This window comes from Rhodopseudomonas palustris BisB18, from assembly GCF_000013745.1.
Taxonomy (GTDB): Bacteria; Pseudomonadota; Alphaproteobacteria; order Rhizobiales; family Xanthobacteraceae; genus Rhodopseudomonas_A; species Rhodopseudomonas_A palustris_F.
Window position 1 is genome coordinate 1789350 of record NC_007925.1, and the last position, 23364, is coordinate 1812713.

The 23364-nt window shown below is 65.8% G+C and carries 21 protein-coding genes and 2 pseudogenes; 12 read left to right on the forward strand and 11 right to left on the reverse strand.

Features of this window, described 5'->3' with window-relative positions; translation table 11 throughout:
- Positions 1–43 precede the first annotated feature (43 nt).
- Positions 44–1039, forward strand: a complete 996-nt coding sequence (locus tag RPC_RS08295) for an alpha/beta fold hydrolase (RefSeq protein ID WP_011472121.1) — start codon at positions 44–46, stop codon at positions 1037–1039.
- A gap of 793 nt (positions 1040–1832) precedes the next feature.
- On the opposite strand, the gene RPC_RS08300 is transcribed toward RPC_RS08295, so the two are convergent.
- Positions 1833–2747, reverse strand: a complete 915-nt coding sequence (locus RPC_RS08300) for an alpha/beta fold hydrolase (RefSeq protein ID WP_011472122.1) — start codon at positions 2745–2747, stop codon at positions 1833–1835.
- Between the two features lie 160 nt (positions 2748–2907).
- On the opposite strand from RPC_RS08300, the gene RPC_RS08305 reads away from it, so the two are divergent.
- The 3 genes and pseudogenes from RPC_RS08305 to RPC_RS08315 form a co-directional block, all read left to right on the forward strand.
- Positions 2908–3285, forward strand: coding sequence for a hypothetical protein (locus RPC_RS08305; RefSeq protein ID WP_011472123.1), 378 nt, complete (start codon positions 2908–2910; stop codon positions 3283–3285).
- Positions 3286–3487: 202 nt separating this feature from the next.
- Positions 3488–3997: a phasin gene (locus RPC_RS08310; RefSeq protein WP_011472124.1), complete on the forward strand. Its 510-nt coding sequence runs from the start codon at positions 3488–3490 to the stop codon at positions 3995–3997.
- 361 nt (positions 3998–4358) lie between these two features.
- Positions 4359–4493, forward strand: a pseudogene (locus RPC_RS08315) (aldolase); the annotation flags it as partial.
- Positions 4494–4645: 152 nt separating this feature from the next.
- Here RPC_RS08315 and RPC_RS08320 read toward each other — a convergent pair.
- The 6 genes from RPC_RS08320 to RPC_RS08345 form a co-directional block, all read right to left on the reverse strand.
- The gene (locus tag RPC_RS08320) at positions 4646–5350 is read right to left on the reverse strand and encodes an ABC transporter ATP-binding protein (RefSeq protein ID WP_011472126.1); all 705 of its coding nucleotides are present in this window, start codon (positions 5348–5350) and stop codon (positions 4646–4648) included.
- The gene (locus RPC_RS08325) at positions 5334–6065 is read right to left on the reverse strand and encodes an ABC transporter ATP-binding protein (protein ID WP_011472127.1); all 732 of its coding nucleotides are present in this window, start codon (positions 6063–6065) and stop codon (positions 5334–5336) included. The genes RPC_RS08320 and RPC_RS08325 overlap by 17 nt, the downstream gene beginning before the upstream one ends.
- Complete coding sequence (locus RPC_RS08330) at positions 6062–7042, reverse strand: branched-chain amino acid ABC transporter permease (RefSeq protein WP_011472128.1); 981 nt, start codon at positions 7040–7042, stop codon at positions 6062–6064. The genes RPC_RS08325 and RPC_RS08330 overlap by 4 nt, the downstream gene beginning before the upstream one ends.
- Positions 7042–7920: a branched-chain amino acid ABC transporter permease gene (locus RPC_RS08335; RefSeq protein ID WP_011472129.1), complete on the reverse strand. Its 879-nt coding sequence runs from the start codon at positions 7918–7920 to the stop codon at positions 7042–7044. Before RPC_RS08335 ends, RPC_RS08330 begins: the two co-directional genes overlap by 1 nt.
- Positions 7921–8114: 194 nt before the next feature.
- Positions 8115–9359: an ABC transporter substrate-binding protein gene (locus RPC_RS08340; RefSeq protein ID WP_011472130.1), complete on the reverse strand. Its 1245-nt coding sequence runs from the start codon at positions 9357–9359 to the stop codon at positions 8115–8117.
- Between the two features lie 57 nt (positions 9360–9416).
- Positions 9417–10232, reverse strand: a complete 816-nt coding sequence (locus RPC_RS08345) for a putative hydro-lyase (protein WP_011472131.1) — start codon at positions 10230–10232, stop codon at positions 9417–9419.
- Positions 10233–10348: 116 nt separating this feature from the next.
- On the opposite strand from RPC_RS08345, the gene RPC_RS08350 reads away from it, so the two are divergent.
- The 8 genes and pseudogenes from RPC_RS08350 (at position 10349) to RPC_RS08385 (ending at position 18673) form a co-directional block, all read left to right on the forward strand.
- A complete protein-coding gene (locus RPC_RS08350) occupies positions 10349–11314 on the forward strand; it encodes a LysR family transcriptional regulator (RefSeq protein ID WP_011472132.1) in 966 nt (321 codons plus the stop codon).
- A gap of 72 nt (positions 11315–11386) precedes the next feature.
- Positions 11387–12637 (forward strand): Zn-dependent hydrolase, encoded by a 1251-nt coding sequence (locus RPC_RS08355; RefSeq protein WP_041802589.1) that lies wholly within the window; start codon positions 11387–11389, stop codon positions 12635–12637.
- Positions 12638–12652: 15 nt separating this feature from the next.
- Positions 12653–13570 (forward strand): NAD(P)-dependent oxidoreductase, encoded by a 918-nt coding sequence (locus RPC_RS08360; protein ID WP_011472134.1) that lies wholly within the window; start codon positions 12653–12655, stop codon positions 13568–13570.
- A 74-nt stretch (positions 13571–13644) separates the two neighbouring features.
- Positions 13645–14015, forward strand: a pseudogene (locus RPC_RS25430) (ATP-binding cassette domain-containing protein); the annotation flags it as partial.
- 108 nt (positions 14016–14123) lie between these two features.
- Entirely contained in the window at positions 14124–15608 is a 1485-nt protein-coding gene (locus tag RPC_RS08370) for an amidase (RefSeq protein WP_208855638.1), read from the forward strand.
- Positions 15609–15682: 74 nt separating this feature from the next.
- Entirely contained in the window at positions 15683–16348 is a 666-nt protein-coding gene (locus RPC_RS08375) for a sulfite oxidase-like oxidoreductase (RefSeq protein WP_011472136.1), read from the forward strand.
- A gap of 182 nt (positions 16349–16530) precedes the next feature.
- Positions 16531–17760: a bifunctional alpha/beta hydrolase/OsmC family protein gene (locus RPC_RS08380; RefSeq protein ID WP_011472137.1), complete on the forward strand. Its 1230-nt coding sequence runs from the start codon at positions 16531–16533 to the stop codon at positions 17758–17760.
- 124 nt (positions 17761–17884) lie between these two features.
- Complete coding sequence (locus RPC_RS08385; protein ID WP_041801567.1) at positions 17885–18673, forward strand: enoyl-CoA hydratase/isomerase; 789 nt, start codon at positions 17885–17887, stop codon at positions 18671–18673.
- 205 nt (positions 18674–18878) lie between these two features.
- On the opposite strand, the gene RPC_RS08390 is transcribed toward RPC_RS08385, so the two are convergent.
- From RPC_RS08390 to RPC_RS08400, 4 genes are all read right to left on the reverse strand, one after another.
- Positions 18879–19658, reverse strand: coding sequence for an enoyl-CoA hydratase-related protein (locus tag RPC_RS08390; RefSeq protein ID WP_011472139.1), 780 nt, complete (start codon positions 19656–19658; stop codon positions 18879–18881).
- A 259-nt stretch (positions 19659–19917) separates the two neighbouring features.
- A complete protein-coding gene (locus RPC_RS08395; protein WP_011472140.1) occupies positions 19918–21498 on the reverse strand; it encodes a fatty acid--CoA ligase in 1581 nt (526 codons plus the stop codon).
- 193 nt (positions 21499–21691) lie between these two features.
- Positions 21692–21838 carry a hypothetical protein gene (locus RPC_RS26075; protein ID WP_157043159.1) on the reverse strand — a complete coding sequence of 49 codons (147 nt, stop codon included), beginning with the start codon at positions 21836–21838 and terminating at the stop codon, positions 21692–21694.
- Between the two features lie 585 nt (positions 21839–22423).
- Positions 22424–23296, reverse strand: coding sequence for an SDR family oxidoreductase (locus RPC_RS08400; RefSeq protein ID WP_011472141.1), 873 nt, complete (start codon positions 23294–23296; stop codon positions 22424–22426).
- Positions 23297–23364: the final 68 nt, after the last annotated feature.

Consider the following 23364-nt stretch of genomic DNA (forward strand, 5'->3'; position numbering starts at 1 on the left):
CGCGCCTGAAGGCGCGGCGAAGAATGTGTTGGGAGGAGTTGCGATGATCGAGATGCCGCCGCTGCAATTTGCGTCGAGCAACGGAATCCGGATCGGCTACTACGACGCCGGGCCGGCCACCGACACCCCGCCGCTGGTGCTGTGCCATGGCTGGCCGGAGCTGGCGTTTTCCTGGCGGCACCAGATCAAGGCGCTGAGCGAAGCCGGCATCCGGGTGATCGCGCCGGACCAGCGCGGCTTTGGCGCAAGCGATCGGCCGCAACCGGTCGAGGCCTACGACATCGAGCAACTCACCGGCGATCTGGTCGGGCTGCTCGATCATCTCGCCATCGACAAGGCGATTTTCGTCGGCCACGACTGGGGCGGCTTCGTGGTCTGGCAGATGCCGCTACGGCATCCGACCCGCGTCGCCGGCGTGGTCGGCATCAACACCCCGCACACCGCGCGGCCGCCGAACGATCCTGTCGCAATTTTCCGCAAGCGGTTCGGCGACAGCATGTACATCGTGCAGTTTCAGGATCCGGCGCGCGAGCCGGACCGGATCTTCGCCAGCCGGGTAGAGCAGACCTTCGACGTTTTCATGAAGAAGCCGCTGCCGCGCAAACAGGGCGTTGTGGCCGAGGGCCTCGCGGCAGCCGACGGCGACGCGGCGAAACCCAATCTGGCGTTTCCGCAGATGGTGCTGGCCTATGACGCCAGCCGCGACACGCGCGAGCCGATCCTGTCGCCGCAGGAAAAGCAGGTGTTCGTCGATACCTACAGCGCCACCGGCTTCACCGGCGGCATCAACTGGTATCGCAACATGACGCGCAACTGGCAGCGCTCGGCCGATCTCGATCTCATCGTGCGGGTGCCGTCGCTGATGATCATGGCCGAGAACGACGCGGTGCTGCCGCCGTCCGCGGCCGACGGCATGGAAAAGCTGGTGCCGGATCTGGAGAAATATCTGGTGCGCGACTGCGGCCACTGGACCCAGCAGGAAAAGCCCGACGAAGTCAGCGCCAAGCTGATCGAATGGCGGCGCCGGCGGTTCGGGTAGGGCAGAGCGAGAGCAGCTCCAAGTTCCACGTCATCCTGAGTGTCTGACCAAAAAGCGATCAATAAAATCAGGCGTCAACGCGTCATGGCGAGCAGCTTTTGCGACGAAGCCATCCAGGGCGACGCACCCCGCAAAAAAAGTGCGGATAGCAATCCCCGCGTTTTCGACGTCGCTTATGATCACCCCGTCCTCGCTCACGAGGGGCGCTTCTCGAGGGCGCTCATGAGGCGGAGCGAGGATGCGGTGTCCTGCGCGCGCGGTTCGCACCCGCAAGCCCGGGACGCCCCGGGTCGCCGTCCGGGCCTACTACGGGGCTCTGCCACTTGCTGGTTGGCTGGACGCGGGACAGGTGAAGGCGGGGGAAAGCCCGCCGGATCGGCGGTGCGGAGTGCATCGCGCCTGTCCCCGGAAGCACGGTCCTGGGGTCGACAAATCCCGCGATGGAGCGCCGCAAGGCGTGCGCGGCCTTTCGCTGCTTGCGAGCAGCGCCGGGCAGCGCCACTCAATCACGGTTGCGCCTTGCGGCGCTCCGTCCCCCTCACCTGGCGAGGGGGAAACTAACAGCTCCCCTCGCGCAAGGCGTTGCGCGAGAACGATCGCGCGTGGGCTGATCGTTATCGGACGTGGCTGTTTGACAATTTGCATGGCGATGGATGGCGAGGCGCGACGCGTCGCCTGAAGCGCTTGACGCAAGCCGCGCGCCGTCATCCTGAATGCCGGACCGAAAAAGCCATCAATGAAATTCGGCGTTAACCCCGTCATTGCGAGGACGTGGTCAGAGAGCGCCTCAGCATCACGCCGCTTTTGCCCCATGCGCGTGTTTGGCGATCGCCTCGATGATGGTGCGCCACATCGGCATCGGCAGCGCGTGGCCCATGCCGTCGATCAACAGCCACTTGGCGCCGGGGATCGCCGCCACGGTGTCCTTGCCGGCCGCCGGGCGCACCAACGGATCGACGCTGCCGTGGATGACCAGGGTTGGCGCCTTGATCTGACGCAGCCGCGCCCTGCGATTGCCCGACGCCAGCACCGCGCGCAACTGCCGTGCCACGCCCGCCGGATTGAGCCCGCGCGCGAAACTGCGCTCGGCGCGTTCGCGGTCCTTGGCTTCGTCCTGCGGAAAGTGACCGACCCGCAGCACCTTCCAGGTCTGCGCGAAACGGGCGATGTAGGCCTCGCGGGTGGTCGGCGGCGGCGCCATCAGCATCGCGGCGGCCTCGCGGGTCGGATAGGGCAGCCGCGGATTGCCGGTGGTCGACATGATCGAGGTCAGCGTGCGCACCCGCTCTGGATGCAGGATCGCGGTTTCCTGCGCGATCATGCCGCCCATTGAGGCGCCGACGATATGCGCCGAAGCGATGCCGAGTGCGTCGAGCAGGCCGGCCACATCGTTGGCCATGTCCTGCAGCCGATAGGGCGCGGCGATCGGAATGTGCAGGAAGCGCTGCTTGAACAACTCCGTCGCGGTCAGCCGCTTCTCACCGGAGAACTTGCTGGAATGGCCGATGTCACGGTTGTCGAAGCGGATCACCCGGAAGCCGCGGTGGGCGAGCTGCCGGCAGAACTCATCGTCCCACAGGATCATCTGGGCGCCGAGCCCCATGATCAGGAGCAGCGGCTCGGCATCGGTGGCGCCGAAGATCTCGTAGCAGACCTCGATACCGTTGGCCTTGGCCAGTTGCGGCGGCTGATGCGGAACGTCGTTCACCGAGACCTCCAAATTGTTGCGAAAACCTATCGCAGGAAAGCCCGCCGCAGAAGCTGCATGCTGCCGCAGCACAACCGCGATATTGACCGCACCATTGCAACCGTATCGAATATCCAGAAGGGGCTTACACGGCAGCCGCCGTCCACCGAGGGAGCCGCCAATGGCCAAAGCCAGCGACCCAACCGAGCTGTGGCGCAACATGCTGGGCGAGATGTCGAAGGGCGTCCAGGCCTTCGCTCACCAGGCGATGGCGTCGCCGGAATTCAACAAGGTGATCACCGAAGTCGGTGGCGTCTCCGCCGACGCGCAGAAGCAACTCGGCGAGCTGATGGAGCGTTATCTGACCGGTATGAACCTGCCGAGCCGCGCCCAGCTCAGCGATTTTGGCGCGCGGCTCGAGGCGATCGAAACCCAATTGCACGAGATCACGCAGCTGCTGCAGCAGATGCAAGGTGCCGTGACGTCTCCCGGACCTGAGATGCCCGCGTCGTCCAAACCGCCGCGCGGCAAACGACCGCCTGCGGCGAAAGGGCCATAAAGCCTTCGCCCATGACCAGGACGCTTGGCTGAGGGATCGGCCGAACCACCCAGGCGTGCATTTCCATCAGAGTTCACGTAAATGTGACTGCCGCGGCGCACCATCCAATGTTGCAGCGCACCATTAACCATGAGATAACACGGTGGCCCGGGCCACTCAGGACGGGAAAAAAACCATAGCTCTACACCGAGGATGGAAGCCCATGAACGATGAAACCCATACGTCTTACCAGCGCGAGACCCAGTCCGACACTGCGGTGCTGGACAGCGTCAATCAGGCCTTCACCCCGGTCACCGACGCGCTGAAGAACATCCAGAATCTGGACGTTCCGGAAGCCACCCGCGACTTCGTCAAGCGGGCCGCCGGCACCGCCAAGGAAAAGGCCGCCGACATCCACGCCGGCTCCGAGAAAGTCACCGCCGTGATCGAGAGCGCGGTGTCGAACTCGGTCGCCGAAGCCGCCAAGATCAGCCGCAACATCCAGCACGCGATTTATCAGGACGCGGAAGCGTTCTTCGCGGGCATCGACAAGCTTGCCTCCGCCAAGTCGGTCAACGAAGTGGTGCAGATCCAATCCGATCTGGTTCGCTCGCAGGGTGAAGTTCTGATCTCGCGCGCCAAGTCGGCCACCGAATATCTCGGCAGACTGGTCACCGACAGCGCCAGAACCGCACAGGACAACCTTGACAAGGTCTACAGCAAGACCGCCTGAGCGCTTCTTCGATATCGGATGCTCGAGGCCCGCGGTTGCGGGCCTTTTTTTGCGCCGGCGTCGACCGCGAAGCGCTCCGGTCGGGATGCGGCGGAATTGGATTCCGGTGCTGAAATCTGCCAGCAAGGCTGCCGCTGAATCTCCCCTGCATCAGGCATGGTGGCGTCATCGCGCGACCGGGGGATCCTGAAGCGCGCTGATGACTTAGGTGTCGCCGGGCAGCCGCGCGCCGGCGGCGCGGGCTTGCCAAAACGCGATTTGCGACCAAGCATGCGTCGCGAAGCGACACGCCATGACCGAAGCCAGGTTGCGCGACCAGATCTGCCGACTCGGCAGCTCGCTGTTCGAGCGCGGGCTGACGAGCGCGAAACTCTATCGGCTGCTACGCGGCCTCAACCCGCGCTATCTGACGCCGGCGCAGGTCGGCGATCTGATCGCGACCTTCGGGCTGACGGTGCCGGGGCATCTGGATGAGCATGACGCGACATCAACCTGAGCGTCGTGATCCTGAGGCGCGAAGCCGCTCTTGCGGCGAGCCTCGACGGATGCGGCAACAGGTGCTTGCGGCCCATCCTTCGAGACGCCCGGCTTTGCGCTGCGCGCTTCGCCGGGCTCCTCAGGATGACGGCGGGTGCGGAGCGAGGTGAACTACAGCCCGAGATACGCCTTGCGGACGTCGGGGTTGTCGCCGATTTCGGCGGCGGTGCCCTGCATCAAGACCTTGCCGGTGCGCAGGATGTAGGCGCGGTCGGCGATCTCCAGACATTCCGCCATGCGCTGCTCGACGATCAACACCGTCATGCCGGCGTCGCGGATCTTCTTCACCGCCTGGAAGATTTCGCTGACCAGTTTCGGCATGATGCCCTGCGACGGCTCGTCGAGCATCAACAGCCGCGGCCGGGTCATCAGCGCGCGGCCGATCGCCAGCATCTGTTGTTCGCCGCCGGACAACGTTTCGGCGCGCTGCTCGAGCCGCTCCTGCAGCCGGGGAAACAATTCGAACACCAGATCGAGCGGGCCGTCGCGGTCCGCCTCGTGGCGGAACATGTAGCTGCCGAGCCGCAGATTGTCGGCCACCGACAGCCGCGGAAACAGCCGGCGGTTCTCCGGCACATAGGCGATGCCGCGCGCGGTGATGACGTGCTGCTGCAGCCCGTCGATGCGCTGGCCGTCGAACGTCACCATGCCGGTGCGCGGCCGTTCGGCGCCGGCGATCGATTTCACCAGCGTCGATTTGCCGGCGCCGTTGGCGCCCGCCACCAGCACGACCTCGCCCTTGGCGATCTCGATGCTGACTTCGGAAATCGCGACCAGCCCCTGATACGAGGTGGTGACCTCATGCACCGACAGCATGACGATCTCCCAAATAGGCGCTGATAACTTTCGGATCGCGAACGATATCGGCCGGCTTGCCTTCGACCAGCACCTTGCCGAGATCGAGCACGATGGCGCGATCGACCAGCGGCATTACGATTTCCATGACATGTTCCACCATCAACACGGTGACGCCGGTGGCGCGCACCCGGCGCACCAGTTCGACGCCGGTCTGCGCCTCGAGCGGCGTCAAGCCAGTCAACACCTCGTCGAGCAAGAGCAGCTTCGGCTCGGTGGCGAGCGCGCGGGCGACCTCGAGCCGGCGCTTCTCCGAGGGAATGAGTTCGCTGGCCAGCACGTTGGCGCGCGCCGCGAGCCCGGTGAATTCCAAGACCTCATAGGCCTTGCGGCGGGCCTCGCGCATCACCGTGGTGCGGATCAAGGCGCCAACCACGACATTATCGATCACCGTCATGGTCTCGAAGCTCTTCACCACCTGGAAGGTGCGGGCGATGCCGCGCTGGCAGCGTTGCGCCGCCGGCAGCCGGGTGACGTCTTCGCCGTTGAACAGGATCGACCCTTGGGTCGGCGGCAGCACGCCGGCGATCAGGTTGAACAGCGTCGATTTGCCGGCGCCGTTCGGCCCGATCAGTCCGACGATCTCGCCGGGCTCGACCGCGATCGAGATGTCGCTATTCGCAACCAGGCCGCCGAAGCGCTGCCAGACGCCTTTGGTTTCCAACAATGCGGTCATCGGCTGGCTCCCTTGCGTTTGCGCGAGAACAATCCGATCAGCCCTTCCGGCCGCGCCAGCGCGATCAGCACGATCAAGGTGCCATAGACGATCAGGTCGACGCCGCGGCCGGAGCCGCCGATGAAGGAGCGGGTCAGTTCGGTGAGCGGGATCAGTATCACCGCGCCGAGCACTGGTCCCCACAGCGTGCCGATGCCGCCCAGCACCGCCGGCAGCGCCATCAGCAGCGAGAAGTGGAAGCTCATCACGCTTTCCGGATCGATGTAGGAGACGAACTGCGCATAGAAGCTGCCGCCGACCGCGGTGAGGAACGCCGACACCGCGGCGGCGCCCATCTTGGAATTGAACACCACCACGCCGAGGCTTTCGGCGGCGTCGGGATTGTCTTTCACCGCGCGCCACCAATAGCCCCACTTGGAATCCTGCAGCCAGAAGGTGACCAGCCAGGCGACCACGCAGAACCCCAGCGCGAAGTAGAAGTAGGGCAGTTTGCTGCGGGTGAACTGGAACGTCGTCCAGGAGTCCTTGCGTACCGGGATGTCGATGCCCAGGGCTGCGCCGGCCCAGTCCCAGTTCAGGAACAACAGATAGGCGATCTCGGCGATCACGATGGTGGCGATGACGAAGTAATGCCCGCGCAGCCGGAAGCAGGGATAGCCCAGCGCCATCGCGATCACTGCAGAGATCAGTCCGCCGCTGATCATGCCGAACCACGGCAGCACGCCGAATTTGGTGAACAACAGCGCGGTGGTGTAGGCGCCGAGGCCGAAATACAGCGCGTGGCCGAGCGAGATCTGGCCGCAATAGCCGCCGAGAATGTTCCAGCTCTGCGACAGCGCCGCATACATCAGCGTCAGCACCATGATGTTCTGGACGTAGACGTCCTTGACGAATAACGGAACCAGGGCGGCCACCGCGGTGAAGCCGGCGGCGAGCAGCAGGTCGCGACGTCGGCGTTGGGCGAAGCTGTTGTCCATCAGATCGATCCGAACAGGCCGCGCGGCCGAATGAACACCACCAGGAGGTACACCGCGTAGATGCCGACCGATTTCAACGACGGCGGCAACAACAGCGCGGTGGAAGCCTCGACGAGGCCGACGATGATGCCGCCGGCGAAGGCGCCGAACACGCTGCCGAAGCCGCCGAGCGCCACCGTGACATAGGCGATCAGCGCGAACGAGGCGCCGACGTCGGGATAGATGTAGAAGAACATCGCCATGATCGCACCGGCAAGGCCGACCAGAGCCGCGCCGAGACCCCAGCCCAGCGCGAACACCCGGTTCTTGTCGATGCCGACCAGCGCCACCGCGCCGGCGTCCTCGCGGGTGGCCTCCAGCGCACGGCCGAAGTCGGTCTTCTTGATGAAGAAGAACAGCGCGGTAAACGCCAGGATCGAGACCCCGGCGCCGACCAGCTGCGGCACCGGCAGGAACACGCCGCCGAGCGAGATGGTCTGGCCGCCGAGCCAGGAATGCGGAATGCTGCGATAGTCCGGCGTGAAGAAGAACTGGGCGAGGCCGCGCATCACGATCGCGAGCCCGAAGGTGGCGAAGATCTGCACCATGCCGACGTTGGCCTTGGCCCGCATCGCGAACCTCACCACCAAGAGATAGACCACCGCGCCGAACACGAACAACGCCGCCGCGACCAACGGCGCGGCAAGCAGGGGGTCGATCGCGAAGAACGCGAACAGGAAGAAGGTGACGTACATCGCGATCATGAGGAATTCGCCATGGGCGAAGTTCACCACGTCCATCAGCCCGAAGATCAGCGCGAGACCCGCGGCGATCAGGCCGTACAACAGGCCCATCAGCAGGCCGCTGGCGAGCGATTGGATGATGGTGGCAGTGGTCAAAGGCTTTGCTCCGAGAAAAACGCCGTCATCCTGAGGTGCGCGCGCTTTCTTGCGCGCCTCGAAGGATGACCGCAACTGGTCTCCGCGCATCCTTCGAGGCTCGCCGCAAGTGCGGCGAGCGCCTCGTGATGACGCGGCACTGGACAGGCCCCGATGCCGAGCAGATTTGTCATGGCAGCAGCCCGCTCAGCCGGTTACTTCATCGGCCAGATGGCTTCCGCCACCGCGGCCTGCGGCGGCGCCACGGTGACGAACTTGCCGCCGTTATACTGCAGCAGCACCGGATCGGCGAAGTTGTTCTGTCCCATGTCGTCGAACTTGACCCGGCTCCACGGCATGATGGTCTGCTCGCCCGGCAGGTCGGTGGCGACCAGCGCGTCGCGGATCTTCTCGCCGTCGGTCGACTTGGCGCGGTTGATGGCGTCCGCCATCACGATCAGCCCCATGAACTGCCGCGACGAATAGTCGTTGAAGTCCTTGCCGGAGCGTTCCTTGTACAGGTCGTTGATCTTGCCGACCATCGGCCGCTTGGCCGCCAGATCGAGCGAGAACGAGCCGCGCGAGATCACGCCCGGGATCTTGTCGCCGACCGCGTCGTACAACGCCTTTTCGGAGAAGCCGGCGTCCTGCGCCACGATGTTCTTGGCCTTGTAGCCGAGTTCGCCCATGGTCTTGATCAGAAGAATGCCGTCGGTGGTGTAGCTCGACGGCATCAGCACGTCGGCGTCGGCCGCCTTGAGCTGCTGCACTTCGGCGGTCAGCGATGGCGAATTGGCGCGGTACTTGATGTCGACCACCACCTTGTAGCCGCGCTCGGCGGCGAGCTTGAGCTGCGCGTTCGAAGAGTCGGTGCCGAAGATGGTGTCCTCGTGGAACAGCGCCAGGGTCTCGATCTTGTGACCCTTCTTCTTCTGCGCGTCGAAGAAATCGAACATCGCAGTGGAGAACATCTCGTCGTGCGGCGCCGGGCGGAAATAGAATTTGAGACCGCGGCGATGCAGGCTCGGCGAGGAGTTGTCGGCGGAAATGAACGGGATCTGATAGCGCTCGCAGATCTGGCTGACGGTGACCGCGACCGAACTCTGATAGGTGCCGACGATGGCGCAGACCTTGTCCTGGGTGATCAGGCGCTCGGCTTCGGCGCGGCCCTTCTGCGGATCGGCCTGATGGTCGGCGAACACCAGCCGCACCTTGGCGCCGCCGAGCCCGGAGAGGCCTTCGCCCTTGGCCAGCGGCAGATCGAAATCGTAGTTCTTGTTGATCAGGTCGGCGGCGGTCTCGAACGCCTTCTGCGCGTCGACGCCGATCTGCGCCGAGGCGCCGGACAGCGGATAGATCACGCCGATCACCACTTCCGAGGTCTGTGCACGTGCGGCCAGCGGCAGCAGAGCGAGCGAGGCGGCGCCTCCGAGCAATACGTTACGGCGATCGATAATCATGCGGTGATCCTTTTTGCCGGCGATAGCGATGAGATACTTCGGATGAGAGTGAAAGCCTCAAAGAACGGCAAGCTGCTTGTTCTTGAGGTCGGTGACAAGCATCAATCCGGGCGAATGGGTGATCGCGAACGGCACCCGTGCCGCAGCGATCACCGCTTGCGGGGTGACCCCGCAGGCCCAGAATACCGGAATTTCGTCGTCTTTGATCTGCACCGGGTCACCGTAATCCGGTTTGGCGATGTCTTTGATGCCGATCGATTGCGGCAGGCCGAGATGCACCGGGGCGCCATGCACCGAGGGAAACCGCGAGGTGATCTGCACCGCGCGGATCGCGTCCTTGGGCTTCAGCGGCCGCATCGACACCACCATCGGACCGGCGAATGGGCCCGCCGGCGCGCAAGCGATGTTGGTGCGGTACATCGGCACGCGAACGCCCTGTTCGATATGGCGGATCGGCAACTCGTCGGCCATCAAGGCTTCCTCGAACGAAAACGAGCAGCCAATCACGAAGGCAACCAGATCTTCACGCCAGTGTGCCATGATATCGGTCGGCTCATCGACCATTTCGCCGTCGCGCCACACCCGGTAGCGCGGCAGGTCGGTGCGGATATCGAGGTCGAGGCCGAGCGAGGGAATTTTCGGGTCGCCGACCTCGGACATGCCGATAATCGGACACGGTTTTGGGTTCTGCTGACAAAATCGGTGGAACGACGCTGCCAAGTTTTCCGGTAAGATAGCCAGATTGCCCTGCACGTAACCCGGGGCAAGTCCCGCGGTCTGCTCGGCATTTCCCGCCCGGCAGGCGAGCCGCGCGGCAACCGATGGCAACGTTGGGGCTGCACCGGAAAACCCCGGTGCCGTCAAAACGGTCATGGAAAGATCCTGCCTATTATCTCGACAGCAATGGAGCCTAGGCCTACTATAAAGTCTAATCTTCTCTTCTGATCAATGTCGATAAAATTCTTTTATCTGGCAAAAGGTGCCTGCAAATGGCTGACTTCAAAGCGATCGAGACCTTCTTATGGGTGGTGACGCTCGGCAGCTTCCGCGGCGCCGCGCAAAAACTCAACACCACGCAGCCGGCGATTTCGCAACGCATCGCCCAGTTGGAACGCGAACTCGGCGTCAAGCTGCTGCAGCGCGACCATCGCAGCGCGTCGCCGACGCCGAGCGGTCGGCAGATGATGGTCTATGCCGAAAAGCTGATCGGGCTGCGCTCCGAAATGCTGGCGGTGGTCGGCGATCGCTCGGCGATGCGCGGCGTGCTGCGGCTCGGCGTCGCCGAGACCATCGTGCACACCTGGCTGCCGCAGCTGATCAAGAGCGTCAACCGCGCCTATCCCAACCTGTCGCTGGAAATCGAAGTCGAGATCACCCCGGATCTGCGCGCCCGGTTGATGGCGCAGGAAATCGACCTGGCCTTCCTGCTCGGGCCGCTGCCGGACCCCACGGTGCGCAACCGGCTGTTGTGCGAGTATCCGGTCGGCTTCCTGGCCAGCCCATCGCTCGGGCTCGGCGACGCAACGCTGACGCTGCGCGATCTCGCCAAACATCCGATCATCACCTTCCCGCGCAAGTCGCAGCCTTACGAGACCATCCGCTCGCTGTTCAACCGGCCGGAGCTGCCGCCGATCCGGCTGCACGCCAGCGCGTCGCTGGCCACCGTGATTCACATGGCGGTGGAGGGATTGGGCATCGCGGTGATTCCCACCGACATCGTCGAAGCCGAACTCGGCGACGGCCGGCTGCAACTGTTGAAGACCGACCTGCATATTCCGCCGCTGACGTTTTCGGCGAGCTGGCTGGATTCGGCCGACACCACCGCGGTGGAACGCGTCGCCCATCTCGCCACCGAGATCGCCGAGGTCGGCGGCTTTGCCGGCCAGGCGCCCGCCAAGCCGCAGCCGCAGTCGCAGCCCGCGGCCAAGCAGCCGTCGCGCGAACCGATCGGTTGACGCGGCGCCGTCGCCACGCCATGGACAATGCACCGTCCGATCGATGACGCGAATCGCAATCTGGACATTCGCATGAGCAAGCTCGCCTCCAATCTGCAAATCGATTCCGCAAGGCTGTGGAGCACGATCAACGACACCGCGAAATTCGGCGGCACGCCGAAGGGCGGGGTGCGGCGGCTGACGCTGAGCGCCGAAGACAAGCAGGTCCGCGACTGGTTTCGCCAAGCGCTCGAGGCCGCCGGCTGCGAGGTGCATGTCGATGCGCTCGGCAACATGTTCGCGCTGCGCCGTGGCCGCGACATGAGCAAGCCGCCGATCGGGCTCGGCTCGCATCTCGACACCCAGCCGACCGGCGGCAAGTTCGACGGCATTCTCGGTTCGCTCGCCGCCCTCGAAGTGGTGCGCACGCTGAACGACGCCGGCATCGAGACCGAGCTGCCTTTGTGCGTCGCCAACTGGACCAACGAGGAAGGCTCGCGCTACGCGCCGGCGATGATGGGATCGGCGGCCTATGTCGGCGACTTCACCGTCGAGGACATTTTGGCGCGCAAGGACGGCGAGGGCATCAGCGTCGCCGCGGCACTCGACGGCATCGGCTATCGCGGCAGCGAGGCGGTCGGGACGCAGAAATTCACCAGCTTCGTCGAGCTGCATATCGAACAAGGCCCGATCCTGGAAGCCGAAGGCAAGACCATCGGCGTGGTGGATTCCGGGCAGGGCGTGTTGTGGTACGATGGCCAGATCGTGGGCTTCGAAAGCCACGCCGGCTCGACGCCGATGCGGCTGCGCCGCGACGCGCTGGCGACGCTTTCCGAGATCGTGCTTGCGGTGGAGCGGATCGCTACCGAACTCGGCCCCAACGCGGTCGGCACCATCGGCGAAGCGGCGATCGCGCGGCCATCGCGCAACGTCATTCCCGGCGAGATCGCCTTCACCATCGACATGCGCAGCGCCGACGCGTCGATCATGGATGCGCTCGACAAGAATTTGCGCGCTGCCGCGGCGGAGATCGCCGGCCGCCGCAAGGTCGAAATCCCGCTCGATCTGGTGTGGCGGATCGAGCCGACGCATTTCGACGCCAAGCTGGTCGACGCGGTGCAGCGAGCCGCCGGCGAGCTCGGCTACAGCCATCGCCGCATTACTTCCGGCGCCGGCCACGACTCCTGCAACCTCGCCACCGCAATGCCGGCGGCGATGATCTTCGTGCCGTGCAAGGACGGCGTTAGCCACAACGAATTGGAAGACGCCACCGAGGCCGATTGCGGCGCCGGTGCCAACGTGCTGCTGCATACCGTGCTGGCGCTCGCCGGCGTGGCGAAGTAAGCGGCGGAGCGCGCCGTGCACGCCGTTTTTGTCGATGCCAGCGAAACGCTCGCGGATCTGTTCGAGACGATCTCCAACCCGCTCGATCTGCCGATCATCATCAACCGCGATCCCGACGTCACGCCGCAGCAATTGCCGCGCGTGTTGTTCGGCCGCGCGGCGATCGCCATCATCGACCACACCGCGCTGCCGACCGAGATCGCGCGGCAATGCATCGGCCTGAAACACGTGGTGTTTCTCGGCACCGGCGCGCGCAGCTACATGAATCCGGAGGAACTCGCCGAACTCGGCATCGCGGTGCATCTGATCCGCGGCTATGGCGACACCGCGGTGGCGGAATCCGCGATCGCGCTGATGTGGGCCGGCGCCCGCAATCTGGCGACGATGGATCGCGGCATCCGCACCGGGCATTGGCTGCGCCAGGACGGCGTGCAGCTCACCGGCAAGACCATCGGGCTGATCGGCTTCGGCGGCATCGCCGCCGAGGTGGCGCGGATCGCGCAGGGCTCCGGCATGAAGGTGATCGCCTGGAATAGGACGCCAAAGCAATGCGAGGGCGTGAGCTTCGTCGACATCGATACGCTGCTGGCGCAAAGCGACGTGGTGTCGCTGCATCTCTTGCTCAACGACGAGACCCGCGGCTTTCTCTCGCGCCAGCGGATCGCCGCGATCAAGCCCGGCGCCATCCTGGTCAACACCGCGCGCGGCGCGCTGGTCGACGAGACGGCGATGATCGAGGCGTTGCAGTCCGGGCATCTGCGCCACGCCGGGCTCGACGTGTTCGACACCGAACCCTTGCCGGCCGATCATCCGCTGACGCGGCTGCCCAACGTCACGCTGTCGGCGCATTCCGCGTTTCGCACCCCGGAGGCCAGCGCCAATCTGGTCGAGGCGGCGCTGCAGCATTGCCGGCGGATCGTGGCGGAAGGATAGCTGGAGCATGATCCCGAAAAGGGATCCCGGTTGTCCGACACGATCATCTTCAACAGGGATGCTCGCTGCCGCCTCGGCGCGGTAGCCCCGCCAAGATCGCCCGCAGCGGCATCGTGCAATGCCCGGAAAGCCGCGAATTGTTCGGTAAGATGAGCGTGCGGGAAAATCTCGATCTCGGCGGTCATCATCTCAGCGACGCCAAGCGCGCCAAGCAGATCGGCAGGCTGTTCGAACTGTTTCCGATTCTGCAGGAACGCCAAAGCAGATGGCGCAGACATTGTCGGGCGGCGAGCAGCAGATGCTGGCGATCGGCCGCGCGCTGATGATGCAACCGAAGATCCTGATCCTCGACGAGCCGACGCTGAGCCTGGCGCCGGTGATCCTCGAACAACTCTCGAAGGCGCTGGAAAAATTGCGCCAAACCACCGACATCACCGTGCTGCTCGCCTGATCCCGCACGGCGGACGGGTGCTCGAAACAACCTCATGTTGGACATCTGACGTGTTTCTGCGCAGCGCTCATGCAGCGGCGGTGGTTGACGTGCCGCCACGTCATGCACCAGCCTGCATCGAGACGTGGGGGGACGCGCGTGACATCTGACGAACTGATCCGGGCGACGGCGTGCGACGTCGTCGACAAGCTCAACGCTGGCGAAGTCACGCCGCTGCAACTGCTCGATGCGTTGGAGGCGCGGATCGCGGCCGTCGACGGCGCGGTCAACGCGTTGCCGACGCGCTGCTTCGAGCGCGCCCGCCGCCACGCCGACGCATTGATGCAGCGGCCGCGCGGCGAGCGCGGATTGCTCGCCGGCCTGCCGCTGCCGATCAAGGATCTCAGCGACGTCGAGGGTGTGCTGTCGACGCAGGGCTCCAAGATCTTCAAGGATCACATCCCGGCGCGCTCCGACCTGATGGTCGAGCATCTCGAAGCCAACGGCGCGGTGATCTACGCCAAGTCCAACACCCCGGAATTCGGCGCCGGCGCTAACACCTTCAACGAACTGTTCGGCGCCACCCGCAATCCCTGGGATCTGTCGCGCTCCGCCGCGGGCTCCTCCGGCGGCGCCGCGGTGGCGCTCGCCACCGGCACGGCCTGGCTGGCGCAGGGCACCGACATGGGCGGCTCGCTACGCAACCCGGCGAGCTTCTGCGGCGTCGTCGGGATGCGGCCGAGCATCGGCCGCGTCGCCCACACCCCGGCCGCCAAGATCGATCGCACGCTCGGCGTGGCCGGTCCGATGGCGCGCAATGTCGAGGACCTCGCGCTGTTGCTCGACGCGATGAGCGGCGAACAGCAAGCCGACCCGTTGTCGCTGCCGTCGCCGCGCGACTCGTTCCGCCGCGCCGCGCGTTACGGCGCGCCGCCGAAGCGCGTCGCTTATTCGCCCGACCTCGGCATCACCCCGGTCGATCCGGAGGTCGCCGCGATCACCCGCAAGGCGGCGTTGCGTTTTGCCGATGCCGGCGTTGCGGTGGAATTGGCGCATCCGGATCTGCGCGAAGCGCACGAGTGTTTTCAAGTGCTGCGCGCGTTCGATTTCGCGATCAGCAAGGCGACATTGCTGCGCGAGTGCCGCGACCAGCTGAAGCCGGAAGTGGTGTGGAATATCGAGCAGGGGCTCAAGCTCACGGTCGACGATCTGGCGCGCGCCGAAGCGCAGCGCGTGGCGATGACCGCGCGCACGCTGGAATTTTTCCAGACCTACGATCTGCTGCTGACGCCGGCCACCATCGTGGCGCCGTACCCGATCGAGAACCGCTACGTCGCCGAATGCGACGGCCACAGCTTCGACAACTACGTCGAGTGGCTGGCGATCGTCTATGCGATCACCCTGGTCTGTTGTCCGGCGCTGTCGCTGCCGTGCGGCTTCACCGCCACCGGCTTGCCGGTGGGCTTGCAGATCGTGGCGCCGCCGCGCGGCGAGGCGCGGCTACTGGCCGGCGCCCGCGTCCTGGAGGATATTCTGGGGCTGCGTGGCTCCACCCCGATCGATCCGCGCCCGGCGCCGTCAGCCGGCGCGCACCCCGCGCAAATGTGATCGCCGCGCGCCTGTGGCGGCGCGGTCGATATGACACACTCAGGATCGCAGCACCGCGCGAAGGAGCAGCGACCATGACCGACGAGACCGCGCCGTCGTCCGAGTCCAAACTGACCCAGAGCAAGCAACGCTGGGCGCGCGAGGGCAAGTTTCTCACGGGCCGCACCGCGCGGCCTGCCGAGCAGCGGCTGCCGCCCGGCCAGCATCTGACCCGCGACTGGCCGGTGCTCGACCTCGGCGTGGTGCCACAGATCGGCCGCGAGCGCTGGCGGCTCGATGTTCATGGCGCGGTGGCGGCGCCGCAATTCTGGGATTTCTCGCAGTTCATGGCGCAGCCGCAGGCGCAGTTCGTCTCCGACATCCACTGCGTCACCACCTGGTCGCGCTACGACAACCAATGGCAGGGGCTGCCGACGCGCGAGCTGCTGGCGGCATGCCGGCCGCACGCCGAGGCGCGCCACGTGCTGCTGCATAGTTACGACGGCTACACCACCAATCTGGCGCTGGAAGATTTCGCCGCGGAGGATGCGTTGCTGGCGCAGGCCTGGTCCGGAGCGCCGCTGACCCAGGAGCACGGCGGCCCGGTGCGCCTCGTGGTGCCGCAGCTGTATTTCTGGAAAAGTGCCAAGTGGATCCAGAGCATCGAATTCGTCGCCGCCGACGCGCCGGGCTATTGGGAGGTGCGCGGCTATCACAACCGCGGCGACCCCTGGCTGGAGCAGCGCTATTCGGGGGACTGAGACGATGATGCCGCGGGCTGCGCCGCAGTGCCCAATGCGGGCAGGGCGTCACCTCTCCCCGCACGCGGAGAGGGTGCGGATGCCGCGCCGCTACGATAGACTTCGAGGTTGGGATCAGACGCCGCAACGCGAAAGCCATCACGCCTTTCACAGAATGCCGCCCATCCAAATGGAGCCCCGCCGTGCCGATTGAGCGTTTTCGTTTTCCCGGCAGCGACGGCGTCGAATTGTCCGCCGCGCTCGACCTGCCGGATACCGCGCCGCGCGCTTACGCGCTGTTGGCGCATTGCTTCACCTGCGCCAAGGACGGGCTGGCAGCGCGGCGGATCGCGCTTTCGCTCGCCGCGCAAGGCATCGCGGTGCTGCGGTTCGATTTCACCGGGCTCGGCAACAGCGAGGGCGATTTCGCCAATGCGACGTTCTCCTCCAACGTCGCCGACCTGGTGCTCGCCGCCGATCATCTGCGCGCCGAGTACCAGGCGCCGGCGCTGTTGATCGGCCACAGCCTCGGCGGCGCCGCGGTGCTGGCCGCGGCGGCGAAAATTCCCGAGGCCAAAGCGGTGGTGACGATCGCCGCGCCCTCGGACCCGGCCCACGTCACCAAACTGTTTGCCGGAGAGCTCGAGGCCATTCGCACCAGCGGCGCGGTCGAGGTGTCGCTGGCGGGGCGGCCGTTCACCATCACCCGCCAGTTCCTCGACGACATCGCCGAGCACAATCTGCTGGCCTCGGTCGCGACGTTGCGCAAGGCGCTGCTGATCCTGCACGCGCCGGCCGACGACACCGTCGGCATCGACAACGCCACCAAAATCTTCGTCGCGGCGAAACATCCGAAGAGCTTCGTCTCGCTGGAGGGCGCCGATCATCTTCTGACCGACCGGCGCGACACCAGCTACGTCGCCGATCTGATCGCCGCCTGGGCTGAGCGCTATCTCGATCCGGTGCCGCAGCCGGCGCCGTCCGACGAGGTGATGGAGCCGCGCCGCGTCGTGGTGCGCGAGACCCGGCAGGGCAAGTTTCTGCAATCGATCGCGCTCGGCCCGCACCGCATCACCGCCGACGAGCCCAAGGAGGCCGGCGGCGACGATTCCGGTCCCGGGCCGTATGATCTGTTGCTCGCCGCGCTCGGCGCCTGCACGGCGATGACGATAAGGCTTTATGCCGACCGCAAGGCGCTGCCGCTCGACCGGGTCACGGTGTCGCTGGCCCACAGCAGGATCCACGCCGAGGACTGCGCCGCGTGCGAGACCAAGGCCGGGATGCTCGACCGGATCGAGCGGCTGATCTGGTTCGACGGGGTGCTCGATGCGGGGCAGCGTGACAGATTGATGCAGATCGCCGACAAGTGTCCGGTACACCGCACCCTGACCTCGGAGATCCGCATCGTCACCCGCGCCGGCGAGCGCGGCTGAGGCGAGACCTCCGCCTGATGCCGGCGCGTCGTGGACAAGCGCGCGGGAAAACTCGAAGATGCGGTGCGGCTTGCACAAAAATTCCATCGCGCGAAATCAACCGCGCGAAGCAGCAGAGGAAACCATGCAGTTCAAACACGTGACACTCGACGTCGACGGCGCGGTGGCGATCCTGAAGCTCGACCATCAGGAGGTGATGAACGCGATGTCGGTCGAGATGCTCGGCGGACTCGCCGAAGCGCTGGACGCGATCGAGGACGACAAGGCGAAAGTGCGCTGCCTGGTGCTCACCGGCGCCGGCCGGGCGTTCTGCACCGGCGCCAATCTGCAGGGTCGCCTGAACAAGCCCGGCAAGGTCAACACCGGTGCGGCGCTGGAGACCGCGTTCCATCCGTTGCTGCGCCGCCTGCGCAATTGGCATTGCCCGATCGTCACCTCGGTCAATGGCGCCGCGGCCGGCGCCGGAATGAGCTTTGCGCTGATGGGCGACATGATCCTGTGCGCGCGCTCGGCGTATTTCCTGCAAGCGTTCCGCCGCATCGGGCTGGTGCCGGATTGCGGCTCGACCTGGCTGTTGCCGCGGCTGATCGGCAAGGCGCGGGCGGTGGAATTGTCGCTGCTCGGCGACAAGCTGCCGGCGGAGACCGCGTTGCAATGGGGCTTGGTCAACCGGGTCCATGACGACGCGGCGCTGTGGGACGAGACCATCAAGCTCGCGCACGACTTGGCGAACGGCCCGACCGTGGCGCTGGCCTTGATCCGAAAATTGTATTGGGACAGCGCGGAGAATTGCTACGAGCAGCAGCTCGACCTGGAATGCCGATCGCAGCGCATCGCCGGCGCCACCGCGGACTTCAAGGAAGGCGTCGGTGCGTTTCTGGAAAAACGCGCGGCGAAATTTCAGGGCCGGTAGTTGAACGAGCTGCCTTCAGCGCGTCACGCGCCGTCATCCTGAGGAGCCGCGCGACTTCGCGCGGCGTCTCGAAGGATGGCGCGATGAGTGCGTGCGGCGCATCCTTCGAGACGCCCGGCTACGCGCTGCGCGCTATGCCGGGCTGCTCAGGATGACGTCTATCATGTAGCTTAGTCTGCGTGCGCCGTGCGTCCACGGCCTCGTGTTATTTCCCCACCCATCTCGGCGCGCGTTTCTCCGCGAAGGCTTTCGGCCCCTCGATGTAGTCCTGCGATGCCACCATCGCCCGCACCGCCGGATAGTCGCGCTGATCGCCGATCGCCTCTTGCAGCGACACCATCGAGCCGCGTTGAATGGCCTGTTTCGAGGCACGGATCGACATCGGCGAGTTCTTGCAGATCGTCTCCGCCCAGCGCGCGGCTGCGGCGAGGGCTTCGCCGGCCGGCGCCACCTCGTTGACGAAGCCGAGCTCGAAGCCCTCGCGGGCGGTGACGTTGCGCCCGGTGAGGATCATGCCCATCGCCCGCTTCAGCCCGATCTGCCGCGGCAGCCGATGCAGCCCGCCGGCCAGCGCGGCAAGCCCGACGCGCGGCTCCGGCAGCGCGAACACCGCGTTCTCCGAAGCGACGATCAGGTCGCAGGCCAGCGCCGCCTCGAAGCCGCCGCCCATCGCCACGCCGTTGACCGCGGCGATGATCGGCTTGTCGCAGTCGAACCGCGCGGTGAGCCCGGCAAAGCCGCTGGAATCCCAGCCGCGGCGGCCGCCGGCGGCCTGCCATTTCAGATCGTTGCCGGCGCAGAACGCCTTGTCGCCGGCACCGGTGACGATCGCGACCCATTGCTCGGGATCGTTGGCGAACTCGTTGAACACTTGATGCAGCTCGAAATGCGCGTCGCTGTGCAGCGCGTTCATCACCTCCGGCCGCGACAGCGTCACAATGGTGATGCGTCCGCGGTGCGTCACCGTGGAGAACTGCAGAGTCATTTCGCCCCCAGAATCGTTTCTTGCCCCACGCGAACATGGCGGCCGCGCAACCGAAAGTCATCACCGAAATGCGCGTAGCAGCCTTGCTTCACAACCCGTTCGCGACAATGTGACGCTACGTGCGACAGCTAATCAGCTGTCACTCTCCGGGGCGCGGAATTCGCAGCTAACGACCTGACGACCTACATGCGTCTAAAGTAGTAGGTTGGAACGCCGGATACTTATCGCGGGCGTTGCGCGGTTCCGGGTCGGCCCCCGCTCAGTTCACCCGGCGCTGCTTGCCGGCCCAATAGGGCTCGCGCAGCGCGCGGCGCAGGATCTTGCCGGCGCCGTTGCGCGGCAGCGCGGCGATGAAGTCCACCGTGCGCGGCGATTTGAACTTGGCGATGCGTTGGTGCGCGAAGGCGATGACGTCGTGGGCGCTGGCTTGCTTGCCGGGCTTCATCACCACCACCGCCTTGACCGCTTCGCCCCAGATCTCGTCGGGTACGCCGACCACCGCGACTTCGGCGATGTCGGGATGGTCGTTGAGCGCGCTCTCGACCTCGGCGGGATAGATGTTCTCGCCGCCGGAGATGATCATGTCCTTGATGCGATCGTGGATGTAGAGGTAGCCGTCCTCGTCGAGATAGCCGGCATCGCCGGTGCGCAGCCAGTTGTCGGCGTCGATGGTCTTGGCGGTGGCGTCCGGCAGGTTCCAGTAGCCGACCATGTTGCAGCCGGAGCGGGTGGCGATCTCGCCGACTTGCCGCGGCGGCAACCTGTTGCCGTCGGGATCGAGGATCGCCAGTTCGACGCCGGGCAGCGCTTTGCCGGCGGCGCGCATCCGCTCCGAGCCCTCGATGTGATCCTCCGGCGGCAGCGCCACGATGGTGCCGGTGGTCTCGGTCATGCCGTACATCTGCACGAAGCCGCATTTGAACAGCGCGAGGCATTCTTTCAGCAAGGCGGCCGGGATCGGCGAGGCGCCGTACAGCATGTAGCGCAGCTTCGAGAAATCCATCTCGCGGGCGCGCGGCTGCCGCACCACGAACTGCATCGCCGCCGGCACCAGGAACACCCGGGTGATGCCGAAGGTCCCGAAAAAATCCAGGATCTTGTGCGGGTCGAATTCGCGGGCGATCACGCCCTTGACGCCGTGATACACCCCCATCACGCCCCAGCCGGAGCCGCCGATGTGGAACACCGGCATCGCCACCAGCGAGACGTCGTCCTCGCGCCATTGGTTCCATTGCGGTTGCTCGGCGTCCTTGCCGGCCCGCACCAGCGCCAGGAAATTGGCGTGGCTCAGCATCGCGCCCTTGGGGTGGCCGGTGGTGCCCGAGGTGTAGAGTTGGATCGCGACGTCGCGCGGGCCAAGCGCGATCGCGGGGGCGTCGTCGGATTGCGCGTCGCGCCACGCCGCGTAGTCGGGCCACTCCGCCGCGCCGCCCTCGGTGGCGATGAAGGTCTTGACGCCGGGCAGTTGCGCCGCCAGCGCGCCGACGGCGGCGACGAATTCCGGCCCGACGAACAGCGCCGCGGCCTGGCAATCGTTGACGATGAAGGCGATCTCCGGCGGCGCCAGCCGCCAGTTCACCGGCGCCATCACCACATTGGCCTTCATGGCGCCGAGCAGCAGTTCGAAATAGACGTCGCTGTTCTTGCCGAGATAGCTGATCCGCTGGCCGGGCTGGATACCTGCGGCGAGCAGCGCGCGGGCGACGCGGTTGCTGTGGCGGTCGAGCGCCGCAAAGCTGGTGCGCCTGCCCTCGAATTCGAACGCGATGGCGTCGCCGCGCGCCGTGGCCTGCGCGCGGACCACGTCGGCAAGCGTCGTCGGCTCCGCGGATTCGGACATCTCAACTCCCCTCGGTCGCGTTGTTATTATTTGTCGCAGTATGATCGCGTTGGGGAAAGTGTGACGCGGTTTGCCGGCAAACACAAGATGGCAAGGGAGGTAGTTCCGGCGCTTGGGGGCGCTGTGGCGGCTGCTGTCTGCGCGGCCATCCTTCGAGACGCCGGGCTTCGCCGCGCGGGCGCAGTCCGGCTCCTCAGGATGACGTTCGCACCAACAGCTCCTCGCAATGGCGGGGGTAACGCCGAATTTCATTGATGGCTTTTTCGGGCAGGCCTTCAGGATGACGGCGCGCGGCTTGCGTCACACGCTTCAGGCGACGCGCCTCGCCATCCATCGCCATGCAATTGTCAAACAGCCACGTCCGATAACTCTTAGCCCACGCGCCGTCGCTCTCGCGCAAGACATTGCGCGAGGGGAGCTGTTAGTTCCCCCCTCGCCAGGTGAGGGGGACGGAGCGCCGCAAGGCGCAACCGTGATTGAGTGGCGCTGCCCGGCGCTGCTCGCAAGCAGCGCAAGGCCGCGCACGCCTTGCGGCGCTCCATCGCGGGATTTGTCGACCCCAGGACCGTGCTTCCGGGGACAGGCGCGATGCACTCCGCACCGCCGATCCGGCGGGCTTTCCCCGCCTTCACCTGTCCCGCGTCCAGCCAACCAGCAAGTGGCAGAGCCCCGTAGTAGGCCCGGACGGCGACCCGGGGCGTCCCGGGCTTGCGGGTGCGAACCGCGCGCGCAGGACACCGCATCCTCGCTCCGCCTCATGAGCGCCCTCGAGAAGCGCCCCTCGTGAGCGAGGACGGGGTGATAATAAGCGACGTCGAAAACGCGGGGATTGCTATCCGCGCTTTTTTTGCGGGGTGATTAATCGCAGGCGGTGGAGCGCCGCGAAGGATGGCGGCGCTGCGGCTGCCGTTGCGCAACATCCGCCTCAGCCGCGCGCGGCGCGGTCCTTGTCGTTCTGCGCCTTGATGGCATCGCGCGCCTCCGCCCACTCGCCGTCGCTCCAGTCGCGCAGCTGATAGAAATTGCCGCCGCTCGCCAAGGCCTGGCCGCCGTCCATCGCGATGGTTTCGCCGTTGATCCAGTCGCAGCCGCCGGAAATCAGGAACACCGCGACGTTCTGCAATTCCGAAAGCGTGCCGACCCGGCCCATCGGATTGATCCGGATGGTGTTGGCGCCGGCCTCGTCGCCGGGCTTGATGCGCTTGCTCATGCCCTCGGTGGGAATTTCGCCGGGCGCAATTGTATTGAGCCGGATGCCGTAGCGGCCCCATTCGGCGGCGAGCGACATCGTCATGGCGTGGATCGCCGATTTGCTCATCGCCGAGGGCACCACATAGGGGCTGCCGTTGCGCACCCAGGTGGTGGTGATCGACACTACATTGCCGCGATCGCCGCCCGCGATCCAGCGTTTGCCGACCGCGTGGGTCATGTAGAAGGTGCCGTGCATCACGATGTTGGCCACCGCGTCGAAGCCGCGCGGGGTGAGATCCTGCGTCCGCGAGATGAAATTTCCGGCGGCGTTGTTGATCAGGTCGGTCAGCGGCGCTTCTTCGAAGATGCTCTCGACCATGTGGTCGACCGCACCGGCGTCGCGGATGTCGACGCCGTAGCTCATCACCTTGCCGCCGAATTCGTCCATCAGCTCGGTCGCGGTCTCGTCGCAAACGCCCTTGCGGCGGCCGCAGATGTGCAGCTCGGCGCCGAGGCTGAGGAATTTCGCCGCCATCGCCTTGCCGAGCCCGGTGCCGCCGCCGGTGACGAGGATGCGCCGGCCGGCCAGAAGCTGATCATTGAACATCGCAAGCACCCCGGTCTGGAGAACGATTGTTACTTCACTAGGTGATTGACTAAAATCCGACAACGCTT

Coding starts and splice junctions, on each gene's coding strand:
- RPC_RS08295 (WP_011472121.1), top strand. CDS start 44: ATGATCGAGATGCCGCCGCTGCAATTTGCGTCGAGCAACGGAATCCGG.
- RPC_RS08305 (WP_011472123.1), top strand. CDS start 2,908: ATGGCCAAAGCCAGCGACCCAACCGAGCTGTGGCGCAACATGCTGGGC.
- RPC_RS08310 (WP_011472124.1), top strand. CDS start 3,488: ATGAACGATGAAACCCATACGTCTTACCAGCGCGAGACCCAGTCCGAC.
- RPC_RS08320 (WP_011472126.1), bottom strand. CDS start 5,350: ATGCTGTCGGTGCATGAGGTCACCACCTCGTATCAGGGGCTGGTCGCG.
- RPC_RS08325 (WP_011472127.1), bottom strand. CDS start 6,065: ATGACCGCATTGTTGGAAACCAAAGGCGTCTGGCAGCGCTTCGGCGGC.
- RPC_RS08330 (WP_011472128.1), bottom strand. CDS start 7,042: ATGGACAACAGCTTCGCCCAACGCCGACGTCGCGACCTGCTGCTCGCC.
- RPC_RS08340 (WP_011472130.1), bottom strand. CDS start 9,359: ATGATTATCGATCGCCGTAACGTATTGCTCGGAGGCGCCGCCTCGCTC.
- RPC_RS08345 (WP_011472131.1), bottom strand. CDS start 10,232: ATGACCGTTTTGACGGCACCGGGGTTTTCCGGTGCAGCCCCAACGTTG.
- RPC_RS08350 (WP_011472132.1), top strand. CDS start 10,349: ATGGCTGACTTCAAAGCGATCGAGACCTTCTTATGGGTGGTGACGCTC.
- RPC_RS08355 (WP_041802589.1), top strand. CDS start 11,387: ATGAGCAAGCTCGCCTCCAATCTGCAAATCGATTCCGCAAGGCTGTGG.
- RPC_RS08370 (WP_208855638.1), top strand. CDS start 14,124: ATGCACCAGCCTGCATCGAGACGTGGGGGGACGCGCGTGACATCTGAC.
- RPC_RS08375 (WP_011472136.1), top strand. CDS start 15,683: ATGACCGACGAGACCGCGCCGTCGTCCGAGTCCAAACTGACCCAGAGC.
- RPC_RS08385 (WP_041801567.1), top strand. CDS start 17,885: ATGCAGTTCAAACACGTGACACTCGACGTCGACGGCGCGGTGGCGATC.
- RPC_RS08390 (WP_011472139.1), bottom strand. CDS start 19,658: ATGACTCTGCAGTTCTCCACGGTGACGCACCGCGGACGCATCACCATT.
- RPC_RS08395 (WP_011472140.1), bottom strand. CDS start 21,498: ATGTCCGAATCCGCGGAGCCGACGACGCTTGCCGACGTGGTCCGCGCG.
- RPC_RS26075 (WP_157043159.1), bottom strand. CDS start 21,838: ATGGCGATGGATGGCGAGGCGCGTCGCCTGAAGCGTGTGACGCAAGCC.
- RPC_RS08400 (WP_011472141.1), bottom strand. CDS start 23,296: ATGTTCAATGATCAGCTTCTGGCCGGCCGGCGCATCCTCGTCACCGGC.